Here is a 17,806-nt window from a genome sequence, read left to right as displayed (position 1 = left end):
GTCATGTCCAGCATGCCCTTGCTCTCGATTGTTACCTTCCTGCCGCTGATCGGTGCGCTGTTCATCTTCCTGGTGCGCGGCCCCGAAGAGCTGGTCGCCCGCAACGCCCGCTCGGTGGCGCTGTGGACCACGTCGATCACTTTCCTGGTGTCGCTACTGATCTGGTTCAACTTCGACAACGGCACGGCCAGTTTCCAGTTCGTGGAAAAGGCCGCCTGGGTCGGCGCCGGCATCAACTACCATATGGGTGTCGACGGCATCTCCATGCTGTTCGTCATCCTGACCACTTTCCTGATGCCGTTCTGCATCCTGGCCTCGTGGGAAGCCATCGACACCCGCGTCAAGGAATACATGATCGCCTTCCTGGTCATGGAAACCCTGATGATCGGCGTGTTCTGCGCGCTCGACCTGGTGCTGTTCTACCTGCTGTTCGAAGCGGGCCTGATCCCGATGTTCCTGATCATCGGCATCTGGGGCGGCAAGCGCCGTATCTATGCCAGCTTCAAGTTTTTCCTCTACACGCTGCTCGGTTCGGTGCTGCTGCTGCTGGCGCTGCTCTACATGTATTTCACCGCCGGCACGACCGACATCCCGAGCCTGATGAAGACCGGGCTGTTCTCGGCCCAGGCGCAGACCTGGCTCTGGCTGGCCTTCTTCGCCTCGTTTGCCGTGAAGATGCCGATGTGGCCGGTGCATACCTGGTTGCCCGACGCCCATGTCGAAGCGCCCACGGCCGGCTCGGTGATCCTGGCCGCCGTGCTGCTGAAGATGGGCGGTTACGGCTTCCTGCGCTTCTCGCTGCCGATGTTCCCGATTGCCTCGGAATATTTCGCGCCCTTCGTCTTCGCGCTCTCTGTCATCGCCATCGTCTATGCCTCGCTGGTGGCGCTAGTGCAGGAAGACATGAAGAAGCTGATCGCCTATTCCTCGGTGGCGCATATGGGCTTCGTCACCATGGGCATCTTCGCGCTCAACACCCAGGGCATCGAAGGCGCGATCTTCCAGATGCTCAGCCATGGCATCATTTCGGGCGCGCTGTTCCTTTGCGTCGGCGTCGTCTACGACCGTCTGCATACCCGCGAGATCGCCCGTTACGGCGGCCTGGCCAACAACATGCCGAAATACGCCACGGTGTTCATGCTGTTCACCATGGCCAATGTCGGCCTGCCGGGCACCGGCGGCTTCGTTGGCGAACTTCTCACCCTGGTCGGCGCCTTCCAGGCCAATACCTGGGTGGCGCTGATCGCCACCTCGGGCGTGATCTTCGCGGCAGCCTATGCGCTGTATCTCTATCGTCGCGTCGTCTTCGGTGAACTGACCAAGGCCGACCTCAAGGCGATGGTGGACATGACTCCGCGCGAGATCGCGATCTTTGCGCCGCTGGTGATCATGACGTTGTGGATGGGCATCTATCCCGCACCGTTCTTCGATGTGATGGCTGTGTCGGTCAAGCATCTGCTTGACCAGCACCAGACCGCGATGGCCGCCGCCAAGGCGCTGGCCACTGCTGCCCGTTAGGAGTTGACCCCGTGACTGCTGCCACCATGCCGCTTCTGGCGCCGGCCTATCCGGAACTCTTCCTCGCCATCGCTTCCATGGCGCTGCTGATGCTCGGCGTCTTCAAGGGCGACAGCTCCAGCCGCCTGGTTTCCTGGCTTGCCGTCGGCGTTCTGGTGGTGACTATCCTGCTGGTCGTCATGCAGCCGGCCGCCACCGCCATCACCTTCGGTGGCATGTTCATTTCCGATGCCTTCGGCCGTTTCGCCAAGGTGCTGATCCTGCTCGGCTCGGCTTTCGCCATCATCCTGTCGCTCAGCTATGTGCGCTCCGAGAAGATGGAGCGCTTCGAGTATCCCGTGCTGATCCTGTTGGCCAGCACCGGCATGCTGATGATGGTTTCGGCCAACGACCTGATCGCGCTGTATCTCGGCCTTGAGCTGCAGTCGCTGTCGCTCTATGTGCTGGCCGCCTTCAAGCGCGATTCCGGCCGCGCCACCGAAGCCGGCCTCAAGTATTTCGTGCTGGGCGCGCTGTCGTCCGGCATGTTGCTCTACGGCGCCTCGATGATCTACGGCTTCGCCGGCTCGACCAACTTCGCCCTGATCGCCAAGGCGCTGGCCGGCTCGCACCAGGGCTCGATCGGCCTGGTGGTCGGCATCGTCTTCCTCTCGGCCGGCCTGGCCTTCAAGGTCTCGGCCGTGCCCTTCCATATGTGGACGCCGGACGTCTATGAGGGCGCGCCCACGCCGGTGACAGCCTTCTTCGCCGTGGCGCCCAAGGTGGCGGCCATGGCGCTGTTCGTGCGCGCCATCCTGACGCCGTTCAGCGCCATCGGCGCCGACTGGCAGCAGATCATCATCGTGATCTCGGTGCTCAGCATGCTGCTGGGCGCCTTCGCCGCCATCACCCAGACCAATATCAAGCGCCTGATGGCCTATTCCTCCATCGGCCATGTCGGCTATGCCCTGATCGGCCTGGCGGCCGGCACCGAAGAGGGCGTGCGCGGCATCCTGATCTATCTGGCGATCTACCTCGCCATGAATGTCGGCACCTTCGCCATCATCCTGTCCATGCGTCGTGACGGGCAGATGGTCGAAGGGGTGGCCGATCTCGCCGGTCTCGCCAAGACCCATCCGGGTATGGCGTTGCTGCTCGCTGCCTTCATGTTCTCGCTGGCGGGGGTGCCGCCGTTGGCCGGTTTCTTCGGCAAGTTCTATGTCTTTATGGCCGCCATCAACGCCAAGCTCTATGTGCTGTCGGTGATCGGCGTGCTCAGCTCGGTGGTGGGCGCCTATTACTATCTGCGCATCGTCAAGCTGATGTATTTCGACGAGGCGACCGCGCCGCTGGCCAAGCCGATTGGCAGCGAGCTGGGCGTGGTGATGACCGTGACCGGTCTCTTCACCATCCTGTTCTTCGTCATCCCGGCGCCGATGCTCAATCTGGCCGGCGCGGCAGCCAAGTCGCTGTTCCCCTGATCTCCGTCACACACACCCGGGGGCTCCCATGAAGTGGGATCTCCGGGCGTTCGACACCATCGACAGCACCAACGAGGAGATCCGCCGCCAGGCCGAGGCCGGCGCGGGTGAGGGCCTTGCGGTGCTGGCGGCGCAGCAGACCGCCGGTCGCGGCCGGCGCGGTCGTGCCTGGGAATCGCCGCCGGGCAACCTGTTCCTGTCGCTGCTGCTCCGGCCTCGCGTGAGTCCCGCCCAGGCGGCGACCCTGTCCTTTCTCACCTGCGTGGCAGCGGCCGATGCGGTCGACCTGGCCGGCACGACATCGCCCGTCACCTGTAAATGGCCCAACGACCTGCTGGTCGGCGGCGCCAAGGTCGCCGGCATCCTGCTGGAATCCCGCACCACGCCCGAGGCTGCGCTCGACTGGGTCACCGTCGGCATTGGCGTGAACCTGAAGCATCACCCCGAGGGCACACCCTATCCGGTAACAGACCTCAGCCGGCATGGCATCGATGTCACGCCGCGGGTTTTCGCCGACTGGCTGCTGGCGCGGTACGGCTACTGGTATGGTCGCTGGCAGGCCGAAGGCTTCGCGCCGGTGCGCGCGGCCTGGCTCGCCCGGGCCCAGGGCCTGGGCCAGCCCGTGATTGTGCGGCTGCCGGACCGGGAACTGCAGGGCCGCTTTGCCGCTTTGGATGATGGCGGCGCGCTGCTGCTGGAATTGCCCGACGGTCGCATGCAGACTGTGACTGCCGGCGACGTCTTCCCAGTTGTCGATCCCGGCGTCTGAACCGAGAGGCATCCATGCTGCTCGCCATCAATGCCAACAATACCAACGTCAAGTTCGGCGTCATCGACGGCGACCGTATCGTCGGCGAATGGCGCCAGCATACCTCGGCCATGCGCACCGCCGACGAGCATGCCGTCTGGCTGCTGCAGCTCATGCAGATCGAGGGCATCGACCCGAAAAGCGTGCGCAGCGCCATCATCGCCAGCGTGGTGCCGCAGGCCACCTTCAACCTGCGCCGGCTCTGCACCCGCTATTTCGATACCGAGCCGCTGGTGCTCGGCGAACCCAATGTGAAATACGGCATCCAGGTGAAGGGGCAGGGGGCCGGCGCCGACCGCATCTGCAACACCGTCGGCGCCCATGTGCTGTTCCCGAAGACGCCACTGATCGTGGTCGATTTCGGCACGGCCACCACCTTCGATGTGGTGGACGAGGAAGGCAGCTATTGCGGCGGCGTGATCGCGCCGGGCATCAACCTCTCCATCGAGGCGCTGGTCAGCGCCACGGCTTTGTTGCCGCGCATCGTCGTGGAGAAACCCAAGAGCGTGATCGGCACCACGACGGTGGCCTGCATGCATTCCGGCGTGTTCTGGGGCTATGTCGGCCTGATCGATGGCATCGTCGCCCGCATCAGGGCCGAGTTCGGCCGGCCGATGAAAGTGATCTCCACCGGCGGCCTGGCGCCGGTCTTCGATGGCTCGACCGATGTGATCGAGCAGAACGTGCCCGATATCACCGTGCGCGGCCTGATCGAGATATACCGCCGTAGTACGATCTAATGTCCGCGCGCCTCGAAAACGACAGCCTGTATTTTCTCCCGCTCGGCGGCGTGAACGAGATCGGGATGAATCTCAATCTCTATGGCTATAACGACCAGTGGCTGATGGTCGATCTGGGCACCAGCTTTGCCGACGACAACATGCCCGGCGTCGATATGGTGGTGCCGGATGTGGCCTGGATCGCCGACCGCCGCGAGCAGCTGCTCGGCCTCGTGCTGACCCATGCTCATGAAGACCATCTCGGCGCCATCAGCCATGTCTGGGATGAGCTGCAATGCCCGATCTGGGCGACCGGCTTTGCCGCCTCCGTGCTGCGCCGCAAGCTGGCCGAGAAGGGCATGGAGGACGAGGTTCCGGTCCATATCTATCAGCCGGGCGACCTGATCGAGCTGGGGCCGTTCAGGATCCGCTCGATGAACATCACCCATTCCACGCCAGAGAGCCAGGCGCTGGCCATCGAAACGCCGCGCGGCGTGGTGCTGCATACCGGCGACTGGAAGCTGGATCCACGCCCGATGCTGGGGCCGGTCACCGAAGTCGAGGCGCTCCGCGGTTATGGCGACCGTGGCGTGCTGGCGCTGGTCTGCGACAGCACCAATGTGTTCAGCCGTGGCACATCCGGGTCCGAGGGCGCGGTGCATGACAGCCTGATCCCGCTGCTGCGCGACAAGCCCGGCCGCATCGCCGTGACGACCTTCTCGTCCAACCTGGCCCGGCTGGAAACGCTGTTCGCGGTGGCCAACGAGCTCGGCCGCCATATCTGCCTGATCGGCCGCTCGCTGCATCGCTTCCTCGCTGCGGCGCAGGAGAACAACTACCTCAAGCATATCCCCAATCTGGTCGACGACCGCGAAGCGGGGTTCCTGCCGCGCGACAAGATCATGTATATCTGCACCGGCTGTCAGGGTGAGGTGCGCGGTGCCATGGCCCGCATCGCCTTTGGCAACCATCCCCATGTGGTGGTTTCGCCCGGCGACACCGTGGTGTTTTCCTCCAAGATCATCCCGGGCAACGAACGCACCCTGTTCAAGCTGCATAACGAACTGGTCAGCCGCGGCATCGAGGTGATCACCGAGAAGGATGCCTTCGTGCATGTCTCCGGCCATCCCTCGCGCGACGAACTGGCCGAGATGTATGCCCTGGCCCGGCCGCAGATCGCCGTGCCGGTGCATGGCGAGCCGCGGCATCTGGTGGAGCATGCGCGCTTCGCCCAGAGCCTGCAGGTGCCGCATGGCATCGTGCCGCGCAACGGCGACCTGATCCGTCTGGCGCCGGGCCTGCCCGATGTGGTGGAGCAGGTGCCCGCCGGGCGCCTCGCCATCGACGGCGACGAGCTGATTCCGCTGCAGGGCGGCACCCTGCAGGCCCGGCGCAAGCTGGCCTTCAACGGCGCCGTTTCGATCAGCCTGGTGGTGGACCGCGCCGGCAGGCTGAAGGCGCCGCCCCGGGTCAGCCTGGCCGGTGTGGTGAATTTCGAGGTCGACGAGATCGAGGACGAGGTGGCCGAGGAGATTGCCGAGGCCATCGACGGGTTGGGAAACAGTATCCGGGACGACAGCGCCCTGGAGCAGGCGGCGCTCAAGGCGCTGCGTGGCTATATCCGCGAGCTGACCGGCCGCAAGCCACTGATGCATGTCCATATCCTGCGGCTGGCCTAGGGGCAGGCTGCGTCACCGAAGCATCTTGTCGGCGGGCGTTTCCGGCCTCATATTGCAGTGCAGAAGAGACCAGCAGGAAACGCAGACATGATCGGCCGCCTCAACCACGTCGCCATTGCCGTCCCCGACCTCGCCGCCGCCGCGGCGATGTATGCCGATACCCTGGGCGCGAAAGTCTCGCCACCGCTGGCCCAGCCCGACCACGGCGTTACCGTCGTCTTCGTCGAGCTGCCCAACACCAAGATCGAGCTGCTGCATCCGCTTGGCGAGGGCTCGACCATCGCCAAATTCCTGGCCAACAACCCCTCGGGCGGCATGCACCATGTCTGCTACGAGGTGGAAGACATCATCGCGGCGCGCGACAAGCTGAAAAAGCAGGGCGCGCGCGTGCTGGGCGATGGCGAGCCGAAAATCGGCGCCCACGGCAAGCCCGTGCTGTTCCTGCATCCCAAGGACTTCGCCGGCACTCTGGTGGAAATCGAACAGGTCTGATCAGGCCGTCCCAGCAAAGAGTCCGCGTCATGACCTGGTACAACAACGGCATCGCTTTCGTGATCATCTACATGGTCACGCTGTTCTGCGTGCTGCCGATCGGCGTGCGCACTGCGGCTGAAGCGGGCGAGGAGCTGGTCGAGGGGCAGGCGGATTCGGCCCCCTCGAATCCGCGGCTCGGCTTCAAATTCCTGCTGACCTTCGGCATCAGCTGGGTGATTTTCGGGATCTACTATGTGGTCGGTTATTACGACCTGCTGGGGCTGACCAGCCTGTTCGGACGCGGTAGCTAGGCTGCGTCGACACTTCTCTACTTTTGCGGGAATTTTGGGGAAGGGGTGCCCCAGAAAAAGAAAAGGAGCAAGGACATGCCTCGCTCCGTACCCCGTCTCGCACGGGTAAGTTTAAGCCTCCCCAGACTTGGGCCGCCTGTTACCAAGCGGTTGCGTAATTTATATACCGATTGATGAAACCGTTGTCATCCAAAAAGTTATAGGACTCTAACAAATTGGTAATAATGCCGGTCGAGGGTGGATGTATGCGGCTTTTTTCGATGATCGCCCTGCTGACTACCCTTACGGCAACCCTGCCGGTTGTGGCCCAGACTGCCACCCAGCCGGGTCAGAAGCCGGGCGACTCGGGTACGCTGCCGGTTGTTGTGGCCCTGAATGCCGCCGATTGCCGCCGCCTGATCGCCCAGCGGGGCATGGTGGTGCAGCACCAGCCCGATCCGGGCGTGAATTACCAGCCCGGCCGCGATGTCGACAGCAGAGGGCGGCCTATCGCGCCGGCCGACCTGCCGAGCAATGCGCCGGCTTATTTCGAGGGGCCGATCGAACTGCCGGTGGTGATCCCGCTGAGCGAACTGCCCGGCACCCGTCCGCCCGGTATCGGCCGCTCCGAACTGCCCGTCGGCAAGGTCAGCATCGATACAACGACCGGCAAAGTGGTGCTGAACGGCCAGCCCGTCACCCCGCCCACGGAAGATGCCCTGGCCGTGGCCTGCCGCGACTATCTGTCGAAACCGCAGCCGCGCCGCTAGTCATTGCCCCGGGGGAGGCAGGGCCTTAAAAACGCCCCATTATCCCGCCATCACCGCACGATCTCCAGGACAACCCGACGATGCGTCTCAGCACCTACTTCCTGCCCGTTCTCAAGGAAAATCCGAGCGAAGCCCAGATCGTCAGCCACCGGCTGATGCTGCGTGCCGGCATGGTGCGCCAGACCGCTGCCGGCATTTACACCTGGCTGCCGCTCGGCCATCGCGTGCTGAAGAAGATCGAGCAGATCGTGCGCGAGGAGCAGGACAATGCCGGCGCCCAGGAACTGCTGATGCCGACCATCCAGTCGGCCGAGCTGTGGCAGAAGAGCGGGCGCTATGAGGATTACGGCAAGGAGATGCTGCGCATCACCGACCGTCACGAGCGCCCGATGCTCTACGGCCCGACCAACGAGGAAATGCTGACCGACATCGTCGGCGGCGAGCTGAAGAGCTACCGCGACCTGCCGAAGATCCTCTATCACATCCAGTGGAAATTCCGTGACGAGGTGCGTCCGCGCTTCGGCGTCATGCGCGGCCGCGAATTCCTGATGAAGGATGCCTATTCCTTCGACCTGGACCAGGCCGGTGCGCGCCGGTCCTATAACCGCATGTTCGTCGCTTACTTGCGCACCTATGCCCGCATGGGTCTGAAGGCGATCCCGATGCAGGCCGATACCGGCCCGATCGGCGGCGATCTCAGCCATGAATTCATCATCCTGGCCGAGACCGGCGAGAGCGGCGTCTTTTGCGACAAGGCGCTGGTTGAGCGCGACGTGCTGGGCGAGGGCGTCGACTACAATGGCGACCTGCAGCCCATCGTGGATAGCTGGACCGCGCCCTATGCGGCCACCGAAGAGAAGCATGACACGGCCCGTTTCGAGGCGCTGCCCAAGGAGCGCCAGGTGGCGGCCCGCGGCATCGAGGTCGGCCATATCTTCTATTTCGGCACCAAGTATTCCAAGCCGATGGGCGCCGTGGTTCAGGGTCCGGGCGGTGAAGCGATCACGCTGGAGATGGGCTCTTACGGTGTCGGCGTGTCGCGCCTGGTCGGCGCCATCATCGAAGCGAGTCATGACGACAACGGCATCATCTGGCCGATGAGCGTCGCCCCCTTCCATGTCGGTCTGATCAATCTCAAGGTCGGCGATGCCGATTGCGACAAGGCCGCGGAAGACCTCTATGCGAAGCTGAAGGCCGCCGGGTTTGACGTGCTCTACGACGACCGCGACGAGCGCGCCGGCGCCAAGTTCGCCACCATGGACCTGATCGGCCTGCCGTATCAGGTCACCGTCGGCCCGCGCGGCGTCAAGGCCGGCACGCTGGAGGTGAAGAACCGCGCCACCGGCGAAAAGGAAGAGCTGACCGTCGATGCCGTGCTGGCCAAGTTGGCTGCCGCGCGCAACGCCTGATCCAACCAAGGATACCGGATGCCGTTCTTCTCGCGTTTCGAATGGATGCTGGCGCTGCGCTACCTGCGGGCGCGGCGGCAGGAGGGCTTCATCTCGGTGATCGCGGTGTTCAGCTTCCTCGGCATCATGCTGGGCGTGGCGACGCTGATCATCGTGATGAGCGTGATGAACGGTTTCCGCGCCGAGCTGGTCGGCCGCATCCTCGGCCTGAACGGCCATCTGACCATCCAGTCGGACCAGGCGCCGATCATTCGTGATTTCCAGTTCGTCACCGATGCCGTCAGCCAGATGCCCGGCGTGACTATGGCCAACCCGATGATCGAGGGCCAGGTGATGGCCACCGCCGACCGTGGCGCCTCCGGCGTCATGGTGCGCGGCGTGCGTCCGGCCGACCTGATGAAGGAAAGCGCCATCGCCAAGGGCATCCGCGAAGGCAATATCCGCGATTTCGATGGCGACGATGCCGCCGTGATCGGTCATCGTCTGGCGCGCAAGCTCGGCCTGCGGGTCGGCGACGACATCACCCTGATCTCGCCGCAGACCAACGCCACGCCGTTCGGCAGCGTGCCGCGCCTGGTGCGCTACAAGGTGGTCGCCGTCTTCGATGTCGGCATGTTCGAATATGACTCGGCCTTCGTTTATCTGCCCTTTGTCGCCGCCCAGACTTATTTCCGCCTGCAGAATGCCGCCAGCGGTGTGGAAGTGCGGCTGTCCGACCCCGATCAGGCCCGCGCCTTCGGCCGCCAGGTGCTGCAGCGGCTGGGACCGAACTACCGCATCTACGATTGGCAGCAGGCCAACGCCCAGTTTGTGAGCGCCCTGCAGGTCGAGCGCAACGTGATGTTCCTGATCCTGACCCTGATTATCGTGGTGGCATCCTTCAACATCATCTCCAGCATGATCATGCTGGTGAAGGACAAGGGGCGCGACATCGCCATCCTGCGCACCATGGGCACCTCGCGCGGCACCGTCATGCGCGTCTTCGTCATCGCCGGCGCCAGTATCGGCGTGCTGGGCACCGGCTTCGGCTTCGCCCTTGGGCTGGCCTTCTGCCTGAATATCGAAAGCATCCGCCAGTTCCTGCAGACGCTCACCGGCTGGCAGCTGTTTCCTGCAGAGATTTATTTCCTGTCGCAACTGCCGGCCAAGGTCGACAGCACCGAGGTGACCTATGTGGTCATCATGGGCTTGGCGCTGACCCTGCTGGCCACGCTCTATCCGAGCTGGCGGGCCGCCCGCCTCGATCCGGTGGAGGCGCTGCGCTATGAGTGAGATCGTCCTTCAGCTCGAAAACATCCAGCGCAGCTTCCGCCAGGGCGGCGAAGACATTGCCGTGCTGCGCGGTGTCGAGCTTGCCGTCAAACGCGGCGAGATCGTGGCGTTGCTCGGCCCGTCGGGCTCGGGCAAGTCGACGCTTCTTCACATCGCCGGCCTGCTGGAGCAGCCGTCGTCCGGCCGCATCGTCATCGGTGGTCAGGATTGCAGCGCCATGAGCGAGTCCGAGCGCACGCAGACGCGGCGCCATCGTCTCGGCTTCGTCTACCAGTATCATCATCTGCTGCCGGAATTCTCGGCGCTGGAAAATGCCGCTATGCCGCTGCGCGTGCGCGGGCAGGGGGCAGGCGAAGCGAAGCAGACCGCCGGCGACCTGCTGAAGCATCTGGGGCTCGGTCACCGCCTCGATCATCGTCCGGCGCGGCTGTCGGGTGGCGAGCAGCAGCGCGTGGCGATTGCCCGTGCGGTGGTGGGCAAGCCGGATCTTCTGCTGGCGGACGAACCGACTGGTAACCTAGACGAGAAGACGGCCGAGGTGGTATTTGGCGAGCTGACCGGGCTGGTGCGCAATACAGGCATCGGCGCGTTGATCGCCACGCATAATCTCGAGCTGGCGCAGCGTATGGACCGTGTCGTCACGCTGCATGAGGGGCTGCTGAAGGCGGCCTGATTCCTATGCCCTCCAGTCGCCCTGCGACCGACGCGATGTCTGTCGAAGCCGGTTACGAAGACGATCTGGCGCTCCGCATCAGCGGCGACAGCACCAAACGCGCCTTCGCTTTCGCCGCGCTGATCCTCGCCTTCAACATCTGGGACCGGTTCGTCGACGCCGTGCATGCCAACGAAGCGCTGTTGTGGCGCATCGGCACGGCCCTGGCCATCGTCCTGGTCCACAGCCTCTGGATCGTCTCGCAGAAAAAGACCTACGGGCTCTACCGCCGTCTGGTGCTGATCCATACGGTCACCGTGCCCTTCGGTATGGCCGGCGCGGTGTCTGCGCTGAATGACGGGCTGCTCTACGGCCTGTCCAATTTCGTCTTCATCTATCTCTGGATCCCGAGCGTGCTGCCGGTGCGGCGCGATGCTCTGCTCGGTGGTATTCTGGCGGCCATCGCGATCCTGGCCGTGGTGCTGGCCAAGGGCTATGGCGGCCTGGTGGTCGGCAATATCGTCATGCTGGCCGTGCTCGGCATCGTGCTGGCGATGGCGACCGCAGCCAAGTTCGAGGCGGCGCTGCAGCGCGCCTGGAGCCAGGAACAGGTGGCGGCCCGCGAGGCCCGCACCGACAGCCTGACCGGACTGGTCAACCGCCGGCGCTTTTCCGAGGTGGCGGCGGCGGAATGGAGCCGCAGCATCCGCTACGGTCGCCCGGCCAGCCTGATCCTGTTCGATCTCGACCACTTCAAGCGCATCAACGACGAGCATGGCCATGCCGCCGGCGACCTGGTGCTGCAGCAGGTGGCCGAGGTCTGCCAGTTCGAGATCCGCGACATCGACCTGCTGGCCCGCATCGGCGGGGAGGAATTCGCAGTGCTGCTGCCGGAAACCGCGCCGCAGGCCGCGCTCGGCCTGGCCGAACGCCTGCGCCGCTGCATCGAGCGGCTGCAGGTGCAGACGCCGAAAGGCATCATGCGGCCGACCGCCAGCTTCGGCCTGGCGCCGCTGACGGTGGAAGGCCATGACTGGACCGAGGCGCTCGATCTGGCCGACGGCGCGCTCTACCGCGCCAAGGAAAACGGCCGCAATCGGGTCGAGACGGCGATGGCGGCTTAAGCCCGCCGCACCTTCCACTGTTCTCTGCTCTGGCCCCACACCACGATCGCATGGTTGATCGGCACGGGCAGCCAGCCGTCGCGCAGGATGGTTGAGCCGAGCCGCTTTGCCACCGCCTGCGAGTTCACATTCTCCGGCGCGATGGTATGGACCACCTCGGTCCAGCCCAGGGTGTCAAACGCCCAGTCGATGGCCGCCGTTGCGCCCTCGGTGGCGTAGCCCTTGCCCCAGACATCGCGGATCAGGCCCCAGCCGACCTCGGTGCCGGGCCAGCCATGCGGCTGCCAGGGGCCTAGGCGGCCGACCCAGCGGCCGGTTGATTTCTCGATCACCGAGAACATGGAAAAGCCATTGATTGCCCAGGAGCCAGTCATGGTGCAGAGCGAGCGCCAGACCAGGGGCGGCGGCATCACGCCGCCCAGATGCGTCATGACCTCTTCGTCGGCACCCCAGGCGCACCAGGCTTCGAAATCTTCTTTCTGCGGCGGGCGCAGGATCAGGCGTTCGGTTTCCAGGCGGACCATCGGGGCATTCCTCGTCTTGTCGGGCGCGCATCCCATGGGAAGGTCGCCTGATGGTCAAGCCGGAGAAATGTCACCGGGACAATTCGGCAGGCGTCAGCTCCGCCAGCGCAGCACCGTGTCCTTGACCGCGTTCACGAAGGGCCGCCCCTCGGCCCGGGCGCGCTGGTATTCGTTCTTGAGCTGGTAATACCAGCGGGCCTGGGTGTCAGTATCGCGGATCAGCATCAGGGTGGGATCGTATTTCAGGCCGCGCTGCTGGCGGATCAGGATGTCGCGGTCCTGGCCCAGGAAGTGATCCATCAGGTAAAGCGCCACCGGTTTCAGCAGTCCCAGCCAGGGCATGGTCCAGAAGAAGATGTTGGTCACTTCGGTCTGGGTATCGTCGATGGGGGTCACCGCCGTGAAGTTCCAGACGCTGTTCTTGCCGATCCGGATATGCTCGACGCGCACGCCGGGCAGGCGGAAGCTGATCTCGGTTTCCGGTGCCGCGCCGAGGATTTTATAAGCCAGAGTCATCGCGGGTTTATGGCGCTTCATCACGAAACCATAAGGACTTGGACCGAATTCCTTCGCTTTCGATTTAAGTTTGATCGGGCCGGTGCGCCAGTACCAGGAACGGTGGATGAAGGGCACATGGGCCGGGTCCATCAGGCCGACGACCGCATGGTCCATCGCGCAGGGAAACAGCATCGCCTTGGTCAGGGCCGGCAGGGCGCCGGCCGGCAGTTCGGGCAGCGCCGGCGGATCTTCATCGGGCTCGGACTTGCTGTCCGCGGCCATCCAGATCCAGACCAGGCCGTTCTGCTCGCGCACCGGATAGCGTTTCACCCTGATCTTGGTGATGTCGAAATCCTGGCCTTCGACCAGGGACGGGATGTGGGTGCACTGACCCGACGCCCCGAACTTCCAGCCATGGTAGGGGCACTGGACGTCCTGGCCGTCGAAGCTGCCTTCCGAGAGCGGCACGCCGCGATGGGGGCAGATGTCGCGGACGGCGAAGACGTCTCCGGCCTTGGTCCGGCCGAACAGCACCGGCTGGCCCAGCAGCAGCTTGGTCGTCATGGCACCGGGCTTGAGCTGGCCGCCGGGCAGGGCGAAGTACCAGATATCGGTCAGCAGGAACTTGGGATCGCTCATGGAATCCGGGCCAGGGGCTGGAAAGCCCATCCCTAGCACGCGGCCCCTTGAACGGCCAGTCGTTCGCACTATGTTCCTTTAGGTAGAGCGATGAAGCGCGCCAGGCAAGGACAAGGCGAAACGAAGCAAAACGAATGCAAACGAAGCCCGGATGAAGCCATGGGAAGCGCGAACGAAGCCGCGCGAAGCCAAACGAAGCGGAACGAAGCCAAACGAAGCAAGACGAAGGCGCGGCGGCGCACAGGGGAATCGGACCTTATCCCGAAGCCAAGCCCTAGTCGGGATTTCTGCTTCGTTCGCCTGTATCTGGGATTCGTCCGCGGCTGTTCCTGAACTTGTACCTGAGGAACCGGGGTTATCCACAAGATATTGGGAATCAACACAATTTCGCCACACTCTCTTTGGGATTCGGATAGCAGGCGTTCTGGTTTCAGGGGCCTAGGTCGCGTATCGTAAGGCAGGAACAGGAATCGAATACGAGTCATGAGCCACGCCGACTTCGTCCATCTCAGGGTCCACACGGCTTACTCGCTGACCGAGGGCGCCATCCGCCTGCCCAAACTGGCCGAGCTGTGCCTCAAGCATGCCATGCCGGCGGTGGCCATCACCGACACCAACAATCTGTTCGGGGCGCTGGAATTCTCCAAGGAGATGGCGGGCAAGGGCATCCAGCCGATCATCGGCTGCCAGCTCAACCTCGCCCGCGCCGACCAGCAGCAGGCCTCCTTCGGCAAGACCCTGCGCAAGCCCGATCCCGACCGCCTGGTACTGCTGGCCCAGAACGAAGCCGGCTACGCCAACCTGATGAAGCTTTCGACCAAGGCCTATCTGGAGCCGCCGCCGGGCGAGGTGGCCCAGGTGCAGTGGGCCGACCTGGAACAGTACGGCGAGGGCCTGATCTGCCTGACCGGCGGCCCCCAGGGCGCCATCGTCCGGCTGCTGAACGAGGGTCAGGCCGATGCCGCCCGCCAGCAGCTCGAACAGCTCAGACAGCTTTTCCCCGGCCGGCTCTATGTCGAGATCCAGCGCCATGGCTGGGCCATCGAGACCAAGACCGAGCCGGCCCTGCTCAATCTTGCCTATGCGCTCGACCTGCCGCTGGTCGCCACCAACGACTGCTATTTCCCCGACGAGGATATGTACGAGGCCCATGACGCGCTGCTCTGCATCGCGGAAGGCACCTATGTGGGCGAGCAGAACCGCCGCCGGGTGACGCCCGAACACCGCTTCAAGTCGGCGAAAGAGATGCGCGCGCTGTTTGCCGATCTGCCGGAAGCCATCGACAATACCCTGGTGATCGCCCGCCGCTGTGCGGTCAAGTCAAACGAGCGCCAGCCGATCCTGCCGAATTTCGGCGACGGCACGGGTGAGTCCGAGGCCGATATGCTCCGCCGTATGGCGCGCGAAGGCCTGGAGCAGCGCCTGCAGCAGATCGAGGTGACCGATCCGGAGCAGGCCAAGGTTTATTACGACCGTCTGGAATTCGAATGCCAGACCATCATCAACATGAAATTCCCCGGCTACTTCCTGATCGTGGCCGACTTCATCCAGTGGTCCAAGCGCAACGGCATCGCCGTCGGGCCGGGCCGCGGCTCGGGCGCCGGCTCGGTGGTCGCCTGGGCGCTGACCATCACCGATCTCGATCCCCTGCGCTTCGGTCTGCTGTTCGAACGCTTCCTCAATCCGGAACGCGTCTCGATGCCTGACTTCGATATCGACTTCTGCCAGGAACGCCGCGAAGAGGTGATCCATTACGTGCAGAAGAAATACGGCGCCAGCAACGTCGCGCAGATCATCACCTTCGGCAAACTGCAGGCCCGTGCCGCCCTGCGAGACGTGGGCCGCGTGCTGCAACTCCCGCTTGGCCAGGTCGACCGCATCTGCAAGCTGGTGCCCAACAACCCGGCCAACCCGGTGACCCTGGCCCAGGCGATCAAGGAAGAGGTTCGCCTGCGCGAGGAGCGCGACGCCGACGAGGGCGTGGCGCGCATGATGGATGTCGCGCTGAAACTGGAAGGCCTGTACCGCAACGCCTCCACCCATGCCGCCGGCGTGGTGATCGGCGACCGGCCGCTGGTCGAACTGGTGCCGCTCTACCGCGATCCCCACGCCTCGATGGCGGCGACCCAGTTCTCGATGAAATACGCCGAGGCCGCCGGCCTGGTCAAGTTCGACTTCCTCGGCCTGAAGACGCTCGACGTGCTGGAAAAGGCGGTCGATCTGATCCGTGCGAATGGCACCGCCATCGATCTGGCCGCCATCCCGCTCAGCGATCAGCCGACCTTCGAGCTGCTCGGGCGCGGCGATGCGGTCGGCGTGTTCCAGTTTGAAGGCAGCGGCATGCGCGACATGCTGCGCAACATGAAGCCCGACGCCTTCGAGGACCTGATCGCGCTGGTGGCGCTGTATCGCCCGGGTCCGATGGAGAATATCCCGAGCTACATCGCGCGTAAGCACGGCAAGGAAAAGCCCGACTACCTGCACGACTGGCTCAAGCCGGTGCTGGAGGAAACCTACGGCGTCATCATCTACCAGGAACAGGTGATGGAAATCGCCAAGGTCCTGGCCGGCTACTCTTTGGGCGAAGCCGATAATCTGCGTCGCGCCATGGGTAAGAAGATCAAGGCCGAGATGGACGCGCAGAAGGACCGCTTCGTCAACGGTGCCAAGGACAAGGGCGTCGAGCCGGAGCGCGCCGCCTTCATCTTCGAACTGGTGGAAAAATTCGCCGGCTACGGCTTCAACAAAAGCCATGCGGCGGCTTATGCACTGGTCGCCTGGCACACCGCCTATCTGAAGGCGAATTTTCCGGTCGAGTTCATTGCCGGCTCGATGACGCTGGATATTTCCAATACCGACAAGCTGAACGTCTTCCGCCAGGAATGCGCGCGCCAGAGCATCAGCCTGCTGCCGCCCGATATCAACAAATCGAAGGTCGAGTTCTCGGTCGAATACGACAAGCACGAGAAGGGTGCGATCCGCTATGCGCTCTCGGCCGTGCGCAATGTTGGCGCCGCGCCGATGGCGCAGATCGTGGCCGAGCGCGAGAAGAACGGCCCGTTCAAGTCGCTGTTCGATCTGGCCGCCCGCGTCGAGCCCTCGGCGCTGAACAAGCGCATGCTGGAGAACCTGGCCAAGGCCGGCGCCTTCGACAGCATGGAGAAAAACCGCTCGAAGGTTCTGGCCGGACTGGAAACCTTGGTGCGCTACGCCCAGAGCAAGGCGGAAGAGCGCGCTTCCAACCAGGTCAATCTCTTCGGTGGCGGCAAGACCGAAGAGCGTCTGCCCAAGCTGCCCGAGGGCCAGCACTGGACCCCGATGGAGCAGCTGGCCAAGGAATTCGAGGCCATCGGCTTCTATCTTTCGGCCCATCCGCTGGATGCCTATCAGGCGACGCTGAACCGTGTCGGCGTCAAACGCTATACCGAGATGCTGAAGCAGCTGCACAGCAGCGACCAGATTTTCAAGATCGCCGGCACCGTGATCTCGAAACAGGAGCGCACCTCGCAGAAGACCGGCAACCGTTTTGCCTTCGTCCAGTGTTCGGATGCGTCGGGCATGTATGAGGTGATGCTGTTCTCCGAGGTTCTGGCGCAGTATCGCGACCTGCTGGAGCCCGGCACCAATGTGGTCTGGCGCATGTCGGCCAAGGTGGATGGCGAACAGCCCAAGCTGAACGGGCAGGGCGTCGAGAAGCTCGATGATGTGGCGGCGCGCGCCGCCGCCGGCATCAAGATCCTGGTCGACAACGCGCAGCCCTTCGAACAGATCAAGGGCCTGCTCGACAAGGCCGGCCGCGGCAAGGGCCAGGTGCTGCTGGGCCTGAAGTTGGAAGAGCCGGGCCTGCCCGGTGGACTGGAAGCCGATCTCAAGCTGCCGGTCGCCTATGCCATCACGCCGAATGTGCGCCACCAGATCCGGGTGCTGCCCGGCGTGGTCGAGGTTTACGATATCTGACGATCTTCGGAGT

Annotated in this window: 15 protein-coding genes; 13 read left to right on the top strand and 2 right to left on the bottom strand. The window is 64.1% G+C overall.

Features of this window, described 5'->3' with window-relative positions; translation table 11 throughout:
* Nucleotides 1-3 precede the first annotated feature (3 nt).
* The 12 genes from AC1ROT_RS00240 (at nucleotide 4) to AC1ROT_RS00185 (ending at nucleotide 12,175) form a co-directional block, all read left to right on the top strand.
* The gene (locus tag AC1ROT_RS00240; protein WP_492996807.1) at nucleotides 4-1,518 is read left to right on the top strand and encodes an NADH-quinone oxidoreductase subunit M; all 1,515 of its coding nucleotides are present in this window, start codon (nucleotides 4-6) and stop codon (nucleotides 1,516-1,518) included.
* Between the two features lie 26 nt (nucleotides 1,519-1,544).
* Nucleotides 1,545-2,978, top strand: coding sequence for an NADH-quinone oxidoreductase subunit NuoN (nuoN, locus tag AC1ROT_RS00235; RefSeq protein WP_492970770.1), 1,434 nt, complete (start codon nucleotides 1,545-1,547; stop codon nucleotides 2,976-2,978).
* A 28-nt stretch (nucleotides 2,979-3,006) separates the two neighbouring features.
* Complete coding sequence (locus tag AC1ROT_RS00230) at nucleotides 3,007-3,747, top strand: biotin--[acetyl-CoA-carboxylase] ligase (protein WP_492970705.1); 741 nt, start codon at nucleotides 3,007-3,009, stop codon at nucleotides 3,745-3,747.
* Nucleotides 3,748-3,761: 14 nt separating this feature from the next.
* The gene (locus tag AC1ROT_RS00225; RefSeq protein ID WP_492996806.1) at nucleotides 3,762-4,526 is read left to right on the top strand and encodes a type III pantothenate kinase; all 765 of its coding nucleotides are present in this window, start codon (nucleotides 3,762-3,764) and stop codon (nucleotides 4,524-4,526) included.
* Nucleotides 4,526-6,184 (top strand): ribonuclease J, encoded by a 1,659-nt coding sequence (locus AC1ROT_RS00220; protein ID WP_492996805.1) that lies wholly within the window; start codon nucleotides 4,526-4,528, stop codon nucleotides 6,182-6,184. Before AC1ROT_RS00225 ends, AC1ROT_RS00220 begins: the two co-directional genes overlap by 1 nt.
* 87 nt (nucleotides 6,185-6,271) lie before the next feature.
* The gene (gene mce / locus AC1ROT_RS00215) at nucleotides 6,272-6,676 is read left to right on the top strand and encodes a methylmalonyl-CoA epimerase (protein ID WP_492970708.1); all 405 of its coding nucleotides are present in this window, start codon (nucleotides 6,272-6,274) and stop codon (nucleotides 6,674-6,676) included.
* A gap of 29 nt (nucleotides 6,677-6,705) precedes the next feature.
* On the top strand, nucleotides 6,706-6,969 hold the full coding sequence (locus AC1ROT_RS00210; RefSeq protein ID WP_492996804.1) for a DUF1467 family protein: 264 nt from the start codon (nucleotides 6,706-6,708) through the stop codon (nucleotides 6,967-6,969).
* A gap of 245 nt (nucleotides 6,970-7,214) precedes the next feature.
* Complete coding sequence (locus tag AC1ROT_RS00205) at nucleotides 7,215-7,718, top strand: hypothetical protein (RefSeq protein ID WP_492996803.1); 504 nt, start codon at nucleotides 7,215-7,217, stop codon at nucleotides 7,716-7,718.
* 80 nt (nucleotides 7,719-7,798) lie between these two features.
* Complete coding sequence (gene proS / locus AC1ROT_RS00200; protein ID WP_492970711.1) at nucleotides 7,799-9,127, top strand: proline--tRNA ligase; 1,329 nt, start codon at nucleotides 7,799-7,801, stop codon at nucleotides 9,125-9,127.
* An 18-nt stretch (nucleotides 9,128-9,145) separates the two neighbouring features.
* Nucleotides 9,146-10,399, top strand: coding sequence for a lipoprotein-releasing ABC transporter permease subunit (locus AC1ROT_RS00195; RefSeq protein WP_492970712.1), 1,254 nt, complete (start codon nucleotides 9,146-9,148; stop codon nucleotides 10,397-10,399).
* The gene (locus AC1ROT_RS00190) at nucleotides 10,392-11,072 is read left to right on the top strand and encodes an ABC transporter ATP-binding protein (RefSeq protein ID WP_492970713.1); all 681 of its coding nucleotides are present in this window, start codon (nucleotides 10,392-10,394) and stop codon (nucleotides 11,070-11,072) included. Before AC1ROT_RS00195 ends, AC1ROT_RS00190 begins: the two co-directional genes overlap by 8 nt.
* A 35-nt stretch (nucleotides 11,073-11,107) precedes the next feature.
* Nucleotides 11,108-12,175, top strand: coding sequence for a GGDEF domain-containing protein (locus AC1ROT_RS00185; protein ID WP_492996802.1), 1,068 nt, complete (start codon nucleotides 11,108-11,110; stop codon nucleotides 12,173-12,175).
* Here the strand turns inward: AC1ROT_RS00185 and AC1ROT_RS00180 are convergent.
* The gene (locus AC1ROT_RS00180; protein WP_492996801.1) at nucleotides 12,172-12,699 is read right to left on the bottom strand and encodes a GNAT family N-acetyltransferase; all 528 of its coding nucleotides are present in this window, start codon (nucleotides 12,697-12,699) and stop codon (nucleotides 12,172-12,174) included. The genes AC1ROT_RS00185 and AC1ROT_RS00180 overlap by 4 nt on opposite strands.
* Before the next feature lie 93 nt (nucleotides 12,700-12,792).
* A complete protein-coding gene (locus AC1ROT_RS00175) occupies nucleotides 12,793-13,836 on the bottom strand; it encodes a Rieske 2Fe-2S domain-containing protein (protein WP_492996800.1) in 1,044 nt (347 codons plus the stop codon).
* 483 nt (nucleotides 13,837-14,319) lie between these two features.
* On the opposite strand from AC1ROT_RS00175, the gene dnaE reads away from it, so the two are divergent.
* A complete protein-coding gene (gene dnaE, locus AC1ROT_RS00170) occupies nucleotides 14,320-17,793 on the top strand; it encodes a DNA polymerase III subunit alpha (RefSeq protein WP_492996799.1) in 3,474 nt (1,157 codons plus the stop codon).
* Nucleotides 17,794-17,806: the final 13 nt, after the last annotated feature.

It is taken from the genome of Ferrovibrio sp. GW821-FHT12E11, assembly GCF_058806975.1.
This window is presented reverse-complemented; position numbering and strand designations above follow the sequence as displayed.

Excerpts from the sequence above, each read along its gene's own strand:
- proS (WP_492970711.1), top strand. The coding sequence starts at position 7,799 with ATGCGTCTCAGCACCTACTTCCTGCCCGTTCTCAAGGAAAATCCGAGC.
- AC1ROT_RS00175 (WP_492996800.1), bottom strand. The coding sequence starts at position 13,836 with ATGAGCGATCCCAAGTTCCTGCTGACCGATATCTGGTACTTCGCCCTG.
- AC1ROT_RS00195 (WP_492970712.1), top strand. The coding sequence starts at position 9,146 with ATGCCGTTCTTCTCGCGTTTCGAATGGATGCTGGCGCTGCGCTACCTG.
- AC1ROT_RS00180 (WP_492996801.1), bottom strand. The coding sequence starts at position 12,699 with ATGGTCCGCCTGGAAACCGAACGCCTGATCCTGCGCCCGCCGCAGAAA.
- AC1ROT_RS00230 (WP_492970705.1), top strand. The coding sequence starts at position 3,007 with ATGAAGTGGGATCTCCGGGCGTTCGACACCATCGACAGCACCAACGAG.
- dnaE (WP_492996799.1), top strand. The coding sequence starts at position 14,320 with ATGAGCCACGCCGACTTCGTCCATCTCAGGGTCCACACGGCTTACTCG.
- AC1ROT_RS00205 (WP_492996803.1), top strand. The coding sequence starts at position 7,215 with ATGCGGCTTTTTTCGATGATCGCCCTGCTGACTACCCTTACGGCAACC.
- AC1ROT_RS00190 (WP_492970713.1), top strand. The coding sequence starts at position 10,392 with ATGAGTGAGATCGTCCTTCAGCTCGAAAACATCCAGCGCAGCTTCCGC.
- AC1ROT_RS00220 (WP_492996805.1), top strand. The coding sequence starts at position 4,526 with ATGTCCGCGCGCCTCGAAAACGACAGCCTGTATTTTCTCCCGCTCGGC.
- AC1ROT_RS00185 (WP_492996802.1), top strand. The coding sequence starts at position 11,108 with ATGTCTGTCGAAGCCGGTTACGAAGACGATCTGGCGCTCCGCATCAGC.
- mce (WP_492970708.1), top strand. The coding sequence starts at position 6,272 with ATGATCGGCCGCCTCAACCACGTCGCCATTGCCGTCCCCGACCTCGCC.
- AC1ROT_RS00225 (WP_492996806.1), top strand. The coding sequence starts at position 3,762 with ATGCTGCTCGCCATCAATGCCAACAATACCAACGTCAAGTTCGGCGTC.
- nuoN (WP_492970770.1), top strand. The coding sequence starts at position 1,545 with ATGCCGCTTCTGGCGCCGGCCTATCCGGAACTCTTCCTCGCCATCGCT.
- AC1ROT_RS00240 (WP_492996807.1), top strand. The coding sequence starts at position 4 with ATGTCCAGCATGCCCTTGCTCTCGATTGTTACCTTCCTGCCGCTGATC.
- AC1ROT_RS00210 (WP_492996804.1), top strand. The coding sequence starts at position 6,706 with ATGACCTGGTACAACAACGGCATCGCTTTCGTGATCATCTACATGGTC.